14 protein-coding genes are annotated in these 13,406 nt (G+C 34.2%); 12 read left to right on the plus strand and 2 right to left on the minus strand.

All coding sequences use genetic code 11. The features are described 5' to 3' along the window. Window positions 1-8 precede the first annotated feature (8 nt). A complete protein-coding gene (locus tag CELAL_RS07970; protein ID WP_013550397.1) occupies window positions 9-1,502 on the plus strand; it encodes a YfcC family protein in 1,494 nt (497 codons plus the stop codon). Window positions 1,503-1,577: 75 nt separating this feature from the next. Next, window positions 1,578-2,159 (plus strand): tRNA-(ms[2]io[6]A)-hydroxylase, encoded by a 582-nt coding sequence (miaE, locus tag CELAL_RS07975; RefSeq protein WP_013550398.1) that lies wholly within the window; start codon window positions 1,578-1,580, stop codon window positions 2,157-2,159. Here miaE and brnQ read toward each other — a convergent pair. Next, window positions 2,146-3,429, minus strand: a complete 1,284-nt coding sequence (brnQ, locus tag CELAL_RS07980; protein ID WP_013550399.1) for a branched-chain amino acid transport system II carrier protein — start codon at window positions 3,427-3,429, stop codon at window positions 2,146-2,148. The genes miaE and brnQ overlap by 14 nt on opposite strands. A gap of 262 nt (window positions 3,430-3,691) precedes the next feature. Between brnQ and CELAL_RS07985 the strand changes: the two genes are divergently transcribed. Beyond that, a complete protein-coding gene (locus CELAL_RS07985; RefSeq protein ID WP_013550400.1) occupies window positions 3,692-3,946 on the plus strand; it encodes a hypothetical protein in 255 nt (84 codons plus the stop codon). A gap of 144 nt (window positions 3,947-4,090) precedes the next feature. On the opposite strand, the gene thiL is transcribed toward CELAL_RS07985, so the two are convergent. Next, complete coding sequence (gene thiL, locus CELAL_RS07990) at window positions 4,091-5,137, minus strand: thiamine-phosphate kinase (protein WP_041557629.1); 1,047 nt, start codon at window positions 5,135-5,137, stop codon at window positions 4,091-4,093. 187 nt (window positions 5,138-5,324) lie between these two features. Here thiL and CELAL_RS07995 point away from each other — a divergent pair, with 187 nt between their 5' ends. From CELAL_RS07995 to CELAL_RS08035, 9 genes are all read left to right on the plus strand, one after another. Then, a complete protein-coding gene (locus tag CELAL_RS07995; RefSeq protein ID WP_013550402.1) occupies window positions 5,325-5,654 on the plus strand; it encodes a HesB/IscA family protein in 330 nt (109 codons plus the stop codon). 63 nt (window positions 5,655-5,717) lie between these two features. Beyond that, window positions 5,718-7,163: a Fe-S cluster assembly protein SufB gene (gene sufB / locus CELAL_RS08000; RefSeq protein ID WP_013550403.1), complete on the plus strand. Its 1,446-nt coding sequence runs from the start codon at window positions 5,718-5,720 to the stop codon at window positions 7,161-7,163. A gap of 36 nt (window positions 7,164-7,199) precedes the next feature. Beyond that, a complete protein-coding gene (gene sufC, locus CELAL_RS08005; RefSeq protein WP_013550404.1) occupies window positions 7,200-7,958 on the plus strand; it encodes a Fe-S cluster assembly ATPase SufC in 759 nt (252 codons plus the stop codon). A gap of 73 nt (window positions 7,959-8,031) precedes the next feature. After that, window positions 8,032-9,348, plus strand: a complete 1,317-nt coding sequence (gene sufD, locus CELAL_RS08010; RefSeq protein ID WP_013550405.1) for a Fe-S cluster assembly protein SufD — start codon at window positions 8,032-8,034, stop codon at window positions 9,346-9,348. A gap of 294 nt (window positions 9,349-9,642) precedes the next feature. Further along, entirely contained in the window at window positions 9,643-10,857 is a 1,215-nt protein-coding gene (locus CELAL_RS08015; protein ID WP_013550406.1) for an aminotransferase class V-fold PLP-dependent enzyme, read from the plus strand. A gap of 123 nt (window positions 10,858-10,980) precedes the next feature. Further along, window positions 10,981-11,403 carry a SufE family protein gene (locus CELAL_RS08020; protein WP_013550407.1) on the plus strand — a complete coding sequence of 141 codons (423 nt, stop codon included), beginning with the start codon at window positions 10,981-10,983 and terminating at the stop codon, window positions 11,401-11,403. 24 nt (window positions 11,404-11,427) lie between these two features. Further along, entirely contained in the window at window positions 11,428-11,757 is a 330-nt protein-coding gene (locus tag CELAL_RS08025) for an SUF system Fe-S cluster assembly protein (RefSeq protein WP_013550408.1), read from the plus strand. 56 nt (window positions 11,758-11,813) lie between these two features. Beyond that, entirely contained in the window at window positions 11,814-12,317 is a 504-nt protein-coding gene (locus CELAL_RS08030; RefSeq protein ID WP_013550409.1) for a DUF2480 family protein, read from the plus strand. Between the two features lie 73 nt (window positions 12,318-12,390). After that, the gene (locus CELAL_RS08035; protein WP_013550410.1) at window positions 12,391-13,320 is read left to right on the plus strand and encodes a DUF3078 domain-containing protein; all 930 of its coding nucleotides are present in this window, start codon (window positions 12,391-12,393) and stop codon (window positions 13,318-13,320) included. The last annotated feature ends 86 nt before the right edge of the window (window positions 13,321-13,406 follow it).

The following is a 13,406-nucleotide window of genomic DNA, read 5'->3' on the forward strand; positions in this document are numbered from 1 at the left end:
TTTCAAAAATGAAAACTATAAAATTTCCCACTGCTCAAACCATCTTGATGGTAATTGCATTATTAGTAGCAATTTTAACTTGGTTTATTCCTGCAGGAAAATATGACTCCTTAAAATACAATACTACCAACGACACCTTTGAAATAAGCAGTACTACCGAAACAGAAACTATTCCTGCCACGCAAGAGAGTTTAGCGCAATTAAATATTCAAATACCTTTAGAGAAATTTACAAGTGGAGCAATCTATAAGCCCATAAACATTCCGAATACCTACACGCAATTAGAAGCAAAGCCACAAGGCTTCTCTGAGTTTGTACAAGCGCCAATAAAAGGAATTATTGAGGCGTCTGATATTATATTCTTAGTCTTAATTATTGGCGGGTTAATTGGAATTATGGATTACACCGGTGCCTTTGATGCTGGAATAGCAAGTTTAGCAAAAACACTGGATGGCCGTGAATATATTCTAATCATTGTGGTTACGACCTTAGTGGCAATTGGAGGAACAACTTTTGGTTTGTCAGAAGAGACAATGGCCTTTTATCCAATATTAATTCCTGTCTTTTTAGCTGCAAAATACGACGCTTTAGTGGGGCTGGCATCCATTTTTATAGGATCTGCAGTAGGTTGTTTATTTAGTATTACCAATCCCTTTGCCACCATTATAGCTTCTGATGCTGCGGGAATAAGCTGGACAACTGGTATGATGGGGCGCTCTATAATGTTACTACTCTGTTTAATTGTTTGTATTGTTTATATTCTTAAATATGCTAAAAAAGTAAAAAAAGACCCAACAAAGTCCTTAATTTATGATCAGAAGGAAGAAATGAATGCGGCTTTTGGATTAAAGTCAGGGCATCAAAAAGAATTAACCGTAAGATTAAAATTAATTCTTCTAGTATTTTCCTTATCCTTTGTGGTTATGATTGTTGGCGTATCTTTTCTGGATTGGTGGTTTGTAGAAATGACGAGTACTTTTTTAGTAGCAGCAGTTCTTATTGGGATTATAGCTAAGATAAAAGAGCATCAATTTGTTGCAGCATTTGCAAAAGGTGCGGGAGAATTACTGAGTGTTGCTTTTATTATCGGGATTGCACGCGGGGTTACCATTCTTATGAATGATGGATTAATAAGTGATACCGTATTGTATTATGCAAGTACGGCCACTGATGGAATGAACAAAGGGGTGTTTGCAAACCTGCTGATGTTTATCTATTCTGGATTGGCATTTTTTATTCCTTCACAATCAGGAATGGCAGTATTGACTATGCCAATTATGTCTCCTTTAGCGGACACGGTGGGGGTTGGCCGTGAAGTGGTAGTAAATGCTTATTTGTATGGGATAGGGTTATTTTATTTTATAAACCCCACGAGTATGATTTTGGCGGCACTTTCTGTGGTGAAAATTGGTTATGATAAGTGGCTTAAATTTGTTTGGCCTTTGCTATTAATTTTAACGCTACTGGCGATGGTATCCTTAACTATTTCAGTTTATCTGTAATGTTATGTTGCAAATGGTTTTCCGCTTCTGATACTGTATCTTTGCGGTAGTATCTAATTCAAAAAATAAAAAATTATGCTTGGTTTAAAATTGGCAACAGACCCACGTTGGGCTAAATTAGTTGAAACCAATATTGAAGAAATATTGACAGACCATGCCTGGTGTGAGCAAAAAGCAGCCACCAACGCCATTACGATAATTTCTTTAAATTCTGAGCATGAAGAATTAGTGACAGAATTATTGAAGTTGGCACAAGAAGAGTTAGAGCATTTTCAAATGGTGCATGATATTATTAAAAAACGTGGATACACTTTAGGAAGAGAACGTAGAGATAGTTACGTGAATGAATTGTTTAAGGTACAAATGAAAGGTGGTAGCCGCCAACAAGCTTTAGTAAATAGGTTGTTGTTTTCTGCTATGATTGAAGCACGTAGTTGTGAACGTTTTAAAGTGCTCTCTGAAAATATTAAAGACGAAGAATTATCTAAATTCTATAAAGATTTAATGATTAGTGAGGCTGGACATTATACCACATTTTTGGGTTTTGCACGAAAATATGGTGAAGGAATAGATGTAGATAAACTATGGAAAGAATTGCTGGTTGCCGAGGGCGAAATTATTAAAAACTACGGCAAGTCAGAGACTATTCATGGATAGGTTTTTTACTGCCTAATACATTAACAATAGCAAAGCTTAGAAATCCAGGTATTACCCACCCCATATTGTATTTGCTTAATGGGATAAGTTCTTCAAGAAAGATTACTTCATTATCATACCCTATAGTACTTAAAAAATCTGGGATACTAAAAATTGCCGTTACGATAACAACACTTCTAAAAACTAGTGTAGACGCATATTTTTCGGGTAGAATATTAAGCAAGATTAGCACTATAGTAATGGGATAGATAAACATTAATGCTGGCAAAGCCACATTAACGATGTATGCTACATTAAATTGTCCCATAACTACACCTAAAACACAACCTAAGACTGCTGTAATGATATAGGCTATTTGAGAATCATTAAACAAATGCCTAATAAAATCGGAGGTTCCTGTGACGATACCTACGGCTGTGGTAAAGCATGCAAGACTCACTAAGATGCTCAAAAATAGATTTGCAGTACTTCCTAAGGTTTTTATACTAATACTATTTAAGAGTGCGGTTCGGGTAATGTCTGCATCAAACTGATTGTGCATTACCGCTCCCGTAAATATAAGTCCTGCGTAGATAACAAATAAGGCAATACCAGCTAACCAGCCAGCTTTTCGTATTAGAACTCGTTTTTCTTCAAATGTCTTTTCTTTATTACTGATATTTACAGAAACGATAATTACACCTCCTACCACAACAGCACCTATAGCATCAAATGTTTGATAGCCTTCCAATATTCCGTAGGTGAATGGGTTATCAAAATGCGTAGTTCCAAAATTAAAATCGAAATAAAATACGGTGATGCCTATAATGGCTAATAAAATAAGGATGATGGCCGGAGTTAGGACCTTTCCTAAAATATTTAAGAGCTTAGATCTGTTCATTACAAAAATAAACACCAAGGAAAAGTAGATAATACTGGTGACGATGTAAGGAGAGTCAAAGAAAGGCTGTACTGCTATTTCATGCGTTACAGATGCTGTTCTAGGGGAAGGTAAACTTACTGAGATTGCATAAATTAAAATGGAATACATTAAGCTAAAGGTGCGGGACACTTTCTTTCCAAAATCGAATATGGTACCTTGAATTTTAGCGTGGGCTAAAATTCCAAATAAAGGGATAAGGACAGCAGATAAGCAAAAGCCTAAAGCCACTAACCACCACATGTTCCCAGACTGGAATCCTAGAAGTGGGGGGAATATTAAATTACCAGCTCCAAAAAATAAAGAGAAAAGAGCAAAGGCTGTTACTAAGGTTTCTTTAGTATTCTGCATGATCAACTAAAATAAAGGAGGAAAGATACTAGAAAATATATTAGTTTCGCAGTGTATTTTATCGATGATTTAAGTATTTAGACGAATAAATGTGCGTTTTATCATTTTCGTAAAAAAATAATAGCGTGGTATTCAATAAAACACTAAGAACATCGTTCTAACTACAGAGCAATTACAAAATGTTTTTGCGACCCAATTTTATAACAATCATTTGCAATACTATAAGTTCCCAAAGCTTACGTGCATCATAAAAAACTAAACTATGAAGAAAGTAATTTCTAGCTGCGGCTCAAGATTTAACGCCTTTTGCTGCTCTATTTTCGGACATCATTATACCATGTCTAGAAAAGTAACTTCTCATATTAAAGAATACAAATGTCTTCATTGTGAAAAACAAGTGACTACAGATGCTAATGGAAAATTAGCACGCTTAACCCCTGAAATGCAAGATATTAATGCAGCTTTAGAACATATATATCAAAAAAGACATTCAACGTCACACCAACAGGTGGCGTAATTTATGCTTGGCAAATGAATTTCAGCCCTAAATGGCTTAGAAATTTAAAAGTAATTCCTGATTATATTCGATACTTTGTTTTTCGTCTTGTGCCCTAAGACTTTACAAAGATATGTCGTTTATTCTCGGGAATTCTTCTTTTTACTATGCTCCAAATGAGTTCCAGCCCTGAGCGGTTAATCCAATTTTTGACCCGCTTCTCGTAACCATATTTGCGCCTAAACTCTTGTCGGTCATATGACCAATAACAGTCAGGTTAGGATTTCCTTTTATTTTATCAAAGTCTTCTTGATCTACGGTGAATAACAGTTCGTAATCTTCGCCACCACTTAAGGCTACAAGAGTACTGTCTATTCCAAATTCTTCACAAGAAGAAATAACGGTAGGATCTAAAGGTATTTTATCTTCATATAAATCACAACCAACTTGGCTCTGCTTGCATAAATGTAATACTTCAGAAGAAAGACCGTCACTAATATCAATCATTGAAGTTGGTTTAACTTCTAGTTTTTCTAACAATTCTACAATATCTTTTCGTGCTTCTGGCTTTAATTGTCGCTCAATAATATAGGAATACGGTTCTAAATCTGGCTGGCTGTTAGGGTTAACTTTATAGACTTCTTTTTCGCGTTCAAGAACCTGGAGCCCCATATAAGCGCCGCCTATATCGCCAGTAACCACTAATAAATCATTTGGTTTAGCGCCATTTCGGTAGGTAATATCAGCCTCATTGGCAACCCCAACAGCGGTTACGCTAATTAATAAACCTGTTTTTGATGAGGTAGTGTCTCCGCCTACAAGATCTACATTGTATGTTTTTGTAGCTAATTCTATGCCTGCATAAAGTTCTTCCAAAGCTTCTAAAGGAAACCTGTTTGATACAGCTACCGAAACCGTAATTTGGGTAGGAATCGCATTCATAGCGTAGATATCAGATAAATTAACCATAATAGCCTTGTAGCCTAAATGTTTTAAAGGCATATAGCTCAAATCAAAGTGCACGCCTTCAATTAATAAATCAGTAGAAAGAATAGTCTTTTTATCTTTCAAATCAAGTACTGCGGCATCATCACCAATAGCTTTAAGTGTTGATTCTTGTTTGCTTTCAAACGATTTTGTTAAATGTTCTATTAAACCAAACTCGCCCAATTCTTCTAACGAAGTTTTTTTCTGATTTTTATCTTCTATCATGCTGCAAAAGTACATAGTATTCCCTTAAAATGAAATGCTTTACGGATAAAGTGATGCGTTAAATTGATTATAATTGCCGCTATAGATAATCATTATGTTATCATGCATTATATAAATGTTAGTTAACATAGAAAAAAGCGACATATACCTTATATTTGTATAATTATTTAGAATAAATCCAATTAATATGATTCAAGTATCGGAGACGGCAAAAAAAAGAGTGATTTTGCTTATGGAAGATGAGGGTTTCGATGCAACTAAAGACTATGTACGCGTTGGCGTAAAGAGTGGGGGTTGCAGCGGACTATCTTACGAGCTAAAATTTGATGATAAAATAGGGGAAACGGATAAAGTTTTTGAAGACAATAATGTTAGAATTATCGTTGAGAAAAAAAGTTTTCTTTATTTGGCAGGAACAGTATTAGAATATTCAGGAGGACTAAACGGTAAGGGTTTTGTATTTAACAACCCTAATGCACAGCGTACTTGCGGTTGTGGAGAAAGTTTTTCATTATAGACTAAGTTTAGAATAGATAGATTAGAAAATTAAATTTCCCTTAGGGGGAAGTAAAACGGGCTTATGGCATATACAGAAGAAGAGCTAAAAAAAGAATTGGAAACCAAAGAGTATGAATATGGTTTTTATACAGATATAGAGTCAGATACATTCCCAATCGGATTAAGTGAAGATATTGTTCGTGCTATTTCAAAAAAGAAAAACGAACCACAGTGGATGACCGATTGGCGTATTGAAGCGTATCGTGTTTGGGAAAAAATGGAAGAACCAGAATGGGCAAACGTTCATTATACTAAACCAGATTTCCAGGCAATATCTTATTATTCAGCTCCAAAAAAAGCAGATCCTAATAAATCTTTGGACGATGTAGATCCGGAGTTATTAGAAATGTACAAGAAATTAGGAATTTCTGTTGATGAGCAAAAAAAACTGCAAAATGTTGCTGTTGATATTGTAGTGGATTCTGTTTCTGTTGCGACAACGTTTAAAAAGACATTAGGTGAAAAGGGAATTATCTTTATGCCTATCTCTGAAGCAATTATAGAACACCCAGAATTGGTTAAAAAATATATGGGTTCTATTGTTCCAACAACAGATAATTTTTATGCAGCATTAAATTCAGCTGTATTTACAGATGGTAGTTTCTGTTACATTCCAAAAGGCGTACGTTGCCCAATGGAATTATCAACATATTTTAGAATCAATCAAGCAGGTACAGGTCAGTTCGAAAGAACTTTAGTCATTGCAGATGAAAGTAGTTATGTTTCCTATTTAGAGGGTTGTACTGCTCCATCGCGTGATGAAAACCAATTACACGCCGCTGTTGTAGAGCTTATTGCTTTAGATAATGCTGAAATTAAATATTCTACCGTACAAAACTGGTTCCCTGGGAATAAAGAGGGTAAAGGTGGTGTTTATAACTTCGTGACTAAAAGAGCTTTGTGCGAGAAAAATGCAAAAGTTTCTTGGACACAAGTAGAGACTGGTTCTGCAGTAACTTGGAAGTATCCTTCTTGTATTTTAAAAGGAGATAATTCTATCGGAGAATTTTATTCTATTGCAGTAACGAATAACTACCAGCAAGCAGATACGGGAACTAAAATGATTCACTTAGGGAAAAATACTAGAAGTACTATTATTTCTAAGGGTATTTCTGCGGGGAAATCTCAAAACAGTTACCGTGGTTTAGTGCAGGTAAGTAGTAGAGCAGATAATGCGCGTAATTTCTCGCAGTGTGATTCGCTTTTGATGGGGAATGAATGTGGTGCACACACATTTCCATATATTGAAGTAAAGAATAAAACTGCGCAGATAGAACATGAAGCTACGACTAGTAAAATTGGTGAAGATCAATTATTCTATTGCAACCAAAGAGGGATACCTACAGAAAAAGCAATTGCATTAATTGTAAATGGTTTTAGTAAAGAGGTGTTGAATAAGTTGCCAATGGAATTTGCTGTTGAAGCGCAGAAACTATTGGAAATTAGTTTAGAAGGCTCAGTAGGATAAAAAATAATTAGAAAAAGATATTAAATCACAATCAGGATGTTACAAATAAAAAACCTACATGCAAGTGTAGAAGGTAAAGAAATCTTAAGAGGAATTAACTTAGAAGTTAAAGCAGGAGAAGTTCATGCAATTATGGGGCCTAATGGTTCTGGTAAGAGCACCTTGTCTTCTGTAATTGCTGGTAAAGAAGAGTTTGAGGTTACGGAAGGTCAAGTTATTTTAGAAGGTGAAGATTTAGAAGATGTTTCTCCAGAAGAAAGAGCACATAAAGGTATTTTTCTTTCTTTCCAATATCCTGTAGAAATTCCAGGAGTATCGGTTACTAACTTCATGAAAACCGCAATTAACGAAGGACGTAAGGCTAAAGGATTAGAAGATATGCCAGCAAAAGATATGCTGAAATTGATTCGTGAAAAATCTGAAATGTTAGAAATAGACCGTAAGTTCTTATCACGATCGTTAAACCAAGGTTTTTCTGGTGGAGAGAAGAAGCGTAATGAAATTTTTCAAATGGCAATGTTAGAACCAAAATTAGCCATCTTAGATGAAACTGATTCTGGTTTAGATATTGATGCGTTACGTATTGTAGCAAGTGGTGTTAATAAACTAAAAAGTAAAGACAACGCAGTAATCTTAATTACACACTACCAACGTTTATTAGACTATATCATTCCTGATTTTGTGCACGTTTTGCACAATGGTAAAATAGTTAAGTCTGGCGGTAAAGAATTAGCGTTAGAATTAGAGGAAAAAGGATACGATTGGATTAAAAATGAAAATGAAGAGGTAGTTTAAAAAAGTACCTAGTACAAAGTAATAAGGCCATCGTACTTATATACTTAATACTCCCTACTTAAAACTTATAATAATGGATTTAAAAGATAAATTAATTTCTTCATTTATGGCTTTTGAGAACAATGTTGATGTAGATCATCCTGTTCACGAAGTACGCTCAGAAGCAATGAAGAATTTTGAGACAAAAGGTTTTCCTTCTAAAAAGGATGAAGCTTGGAAGTACACTTCTTTAAATGGCTTGCAGAAAATAGATTTCAGTATTTTTCCTAAAGAGGTAAATGCTTTAGAGTATAGAGAGGTTAAAAAATACTTTATCAATGAAATTGACACCTATAAAATTGTATTTATAGATGGTATTTTTAGCTCTAATTTATCTGAAACTACGCATGACGGTGTTGATATTTGTTTAATGAGTTCGGCTTTAAATAAGCCAATGTACAAGCAAATCATCGATGTGTATTTTAATAAAATAGCGTCAAAAGACGAGTCGCTTACCACGTTAAATACTGCATTTAGTAAAGAGGGAGCTTATATTTATATCCCGAAAAACAAAATGCCTAAAAAGCCTATCGAAATATTACATTTCGCAACAGGTAATGAAGCTTCTTTAATGTTACAACCGCGTAACTTAATTATTGTAGAAGAGCATGCTGAGGTTCAAATTATAGAACGTCATCAAAGTTTAACCTCAAATGAAGTGTTGACCAATTGCGTTACTGAAATTTTTGCAGCTAAAAGTGCTATTGTAGACTATTATAAAGTTCAGAATGATGACGCTAATGCATCATTAATAGATAATACCTATATTGATCAGAAAGATAAAAGTGATGTAAAAGTACACACGTTTAGCTTTGGAGGAAAGTTAACAAGAAACAATCTTAATTTCTATCAGAATGGTGAGTATATAGATTCTACCATGAAAGGAGTTACTATTTTGGGTGATAAACAACATGTGGATCATCATACGTTAGTACATCATATAGAACCTAATTGTGAAAGTCACCAAGATTATAAGGGTATTTATAATGATAGCTCTACTGGTGTTTTTAATGGGAAAATTATTGTAGAAAAATTAGCGCAAAAAACCAATGCTTTTCAGCAGAATAATAATATTTTAATTAGTGATAAGGCGTCCATCAATACAAAACCTCAATTAGAGATTTTTGCAGATGATGTTAAGTGTTCTCACGGTTGTACTATTGGCCAGCTAGATGAAGATGCTTTATTCTATTTACAGTCTCGTGGTATTCCTAAAAAGGAAGCTAGTGCCTTATTAATGTATGCTTTTGCGAATAATGTTTTAGAAAGCGTTCGTATTCCAGAATTAAAAATTAGAATTAATAAACTGATTGCAAATAAATTAGGGGTTAATCTTGGGTTTGATTTGTAGTTGATATTTTAAAAATAACTAGTATAAGCCTCGTATTTTGTTCTCAAAATGCGAGGCTTTTTGTTTGAGGAGTATTAGTTGAGTAGTTATATGAAAATTAGACGTCTCATGCGCTTTTTTTTTTCACCTTAGAAGATTCTATAGGCTTTGTTTTTTAATGCTAATTGGGGTGTAATTTTAACAGATGATGTTAAATTAGCGGTCCTTTTTTTGTGAGAAACAGTCTTATAAACCATTTAATTTTCAATGGATTCTAAGCTTTAGTCGGTATCTTTGTATTCAATTATTTGAGCTATGATAGACGTTACTAAAATTCGAAAAGATTTTCCAATATTAAAGAGGGAAGTTAATGGAAAACCCTTGGTTTATCTTGATAATGCAGCAACATCACAAACACCGCAACAAGTTATTGATGTTATTGTAGACTATTACAGCAACTATAATGCAAATATTCACCGTGGCGTACATGCTTTATCTCAGGAAGCGACGGATAAATATGAGCAAGCAAGAATAAAAATTCAAACACACTTTAATGCAGCGAAGGCGTACGAGGTTATTTTTACTTCGGGAACAACGCACAGTATTAATATTGTAGCCAACGGATTTTCTACCTTATTAAAAAAAGGAGATGAGATTATTGTTTCGGCAATGGAGCACCATTCAAACATAGTGCCTTGGCAAATGCTTTGTGAGCGAACAGGTGCAATTCTAAAGGTTATCCCTATGAATTTAGAGGGAGAATTAATATTAGAGGATTATCATTCTATACTTTCTGATAAAACAAAACTTGTATTTTGTAATCATGTATCTAATGCATTAGGGACCATAAACCCTATAAAAGAAATTATTGATGCTGCGCATAATGTTGGAGCCGCTGTATTAATTGATGGTGCACAGGCTGCACCACATATTAAAGCAGATGTACAGGAATTAGGTGCTGATTTTTATACGGTATCTGCACACAAAATTTGTGGGCCAACTGGAGCGGGAATTTTATACGGAAAAGAAGAATGGCTAAATAAATTGCCTCCCTACCAAGGTGGTGGAGAAATGATTGCAGAGGTTACTTTTGAAAAGACCACCTATGCAGATTTACCGCATAAATTTGAAGCAGGAACTCCTAATATTTGTGGCGGTATTGCAATGGCTGCAGGATTAGATTATATGAATGCCATAGGTTTTGATGAAATAGCAGCTTACGAGCATGAGCTTTTAGAATATGCTACTGAAAAATTGTTGGCGATTGACGGATTAAAAATCTATGGTACTGCTAAAGAAAAAACAGCAGTCATCTCTTTCAATGTAGGAGCAATACACCCTTATGATATAGGTTCAATATTAGATAAATTAGGGGTTGCAGTTCGTACAGGGCATCATTGTGCACAACCAATTATGGATTTCTTTAAGATTCCGGGTACGGTAAGAGCTAGTTTTAGTTTTTACAATACACTACACGAAGTTGATGTGTTGGTGGAAGCCGTGAAAAAAGCAAAATCTATGTTAGAATAAAGTGCGATTTTAAGGTGTGGTAATCATTTCCTTATTCAAATAAATCAAATCAATACTTATTGTATTTTTGTACAATACTAGAAGCCATTTTTTTAGTGGTTTTAGAACTTGAAATAGTAAAAAATGAACATTAAAGAAATACAAAACGATATCGTAGATGAGTTTTCAATGTTTGATGATTGGATGCAGCGATATGAGTATATGATAGACTTAGGTAAGTCATTACCTTTGATTGAAGCGCAATATAAAACCGATGATAATATCATAAAAGGATGCCAAAGTAAAGTTTGGGTTCACGCAGATTTAAAAGATAATAAATTGGTATTTACGGCAGATAGTGATGCCATTATAACAAAAGGAATTATTGCTATTTTAATCCGAGCATTTAGCAACCAAAAACCTAAAGATATTATAGACGCAGATACTGCGTTTATTGATGAAATAGGTTTAAAAGAACATTTATCACCTACAAGAGCTAATGGTTTGGTTAGTATGATAAAACAAATAAAATTATACGCAATAGCGTATCAAACTCAGGTAGGTTAATTAGAATACCTTAAAATTTAAAAGATGAGCGAAGAAGCAACAATAGATACAGCAGAATTAGGAGAAAAAATAGTAGGTGTTTTAAAAACAATCTATGATCCTGAAATACCAGTAGACATTTATGAATTAGGATTAATCTATGACGTTTTTGTAAATGAAGACAATGAAGTTAAGATTCTAATGACCTTAACATCTCCTAACTGTCCAGTAGCAGAATCATTACCTGCTGAAGTTGAAGAAAAAGTAAAATCTCTTGATGCTGTTAAAGATGCAGAGGTAGAAATTACTTTTGACCCGCCTTGGACCCAAGAATTAATGAGTGAAGAAGCTAAGTTAGAATTAGGAATGCTTTAATAGGGACTATTTAAACATTTTCTTTATCATTTCTTTAAGCTATTAAACTCAATTTTATGGATGAAATATTAAATAAAGTCTCTCAGAGCAAATTAATCACTTTTGATTTGGAAGATTATTATCCAAAGGGAGAGCGCGTAGTTTTAGATATTAAAGACTGGCTTTATGAAGGTTTTATTCTTCGTGAAAAAGATTTTAGAGAAGTAGTAGCATCACACGATTGGAACCAATATCAGGACAAATTTGTAGCGTTAACTTGTTCTACGGATGCCATTATTCCTGGGTGGGCTTATATGCTTCTTACAACTAGGCTTCAGCCCTTTGCTAAAAAGGTTGTTGTGGGAAGTTTAGAAGATTTAGAGACCTCACTCTATCAAACTATTATAGAAAACATTGATGTATCTTCTTTAAAAGATCATCCTGTAATTATTAAAGGATGTAGTAAAAAACCTGTTCCAGCTAATGCATACCTACAAGCTACAGCTAAAATACAGACTGTTGCGAAGAGTATTATGTATGGTGAGGCATGCTCTTCAGTGCCTTTATTTAAAAGAAAATAGGCTTTTCTTGTTTAGGTTATAGCTGCAATTTGTAAATTTGCGCTTCAAAATTTTAAACGCTAAACATTAAATTATGAAAAAATTAGTATTCACAATGATTGCAAGTTTTGCAATCACAGCAGGTTTCTCGCAAACTGTTGAAGAGCTTAAAGCAGAACAAGGTCCTAAAAAGGATTCTATTGCCGCTCTTCAAGGTAGAGTAGATGCCCTTCAAGCTCAAATTGATGGTATGCCAGGTTGGAAAATTGGTGCTTTTGGTACTATCGGTGGTAGTATTTCTAGCTTTAGCAACTGGTACGCACAAGGTACGCCAGACAATAGTTCAGGAAACATTGGTTTTACGGTTAATGCTTTTGCAAACCTTAAAGAAGAAAAATTCTTCTGGAGAAACTCTGCAAATGTAAATTTTGCTTGGGTAAAATTAGATGATAAAAATGATCCTACAGATGATGATAGCTTCCAAGCAACATCAGATGTATTTCAATTAACTTCATTATACGGTCGTAACATAACAAAAACTTTAGCAGCTTCTGGGTTGGCAGATTATAGAACTACGGTTTTAAACAACTTTAACGATCCAGGATACCTAGACTTGGGTATTGGTGCTACGTGGACTCCAATTCAGGATTTAATAGTTGTAATTCATCCTTTAAACTATAATTTTGTATTTAGTAAAGGCGATGATTCCATTTTTGAATCTTCTTTAGGGGCTAAAATTGTTGCAGATTATACTAGAAAAATTGGAGCAATAAACTTTAAAACAAATTTATCTATGTTTCAAAGTTATAAGAGCGCTGATTACTCTAACTTAACTTGGACAAACTCTTTTGGATATACTTTATGGAAAGGTATTGGAGTAGGATTTGACTTTGGTTTAAGAAGCAATAAGCAAGAAGCATTAAATTATGCTATTAATACTTTAGAAGAAACAACGACAACTTTTGATACTGTTGACAATAAATTACAAACATATTGGATGGCAGGTTTAAACTATTCTTTCTAAGAAAGTTTAAAATCTATTCTAACAAAAAACGCCCTTCGAAAGAAGGGCGTTTTTTTTGCTTTGTTAAGTAGGTTTTTGGTAATTTG

Origin of the sequence: Cellulophaga algicola DSM 14237, from assembly GCF_000186265.1 — a bacterium.
GTDB classification, from domain to species: Bacteria; Bacteroidota; Bacteroidia; order Flavobacteriales; family Flavobacteriaceae; genus Cellulophaga; species Cellulophaga algicola.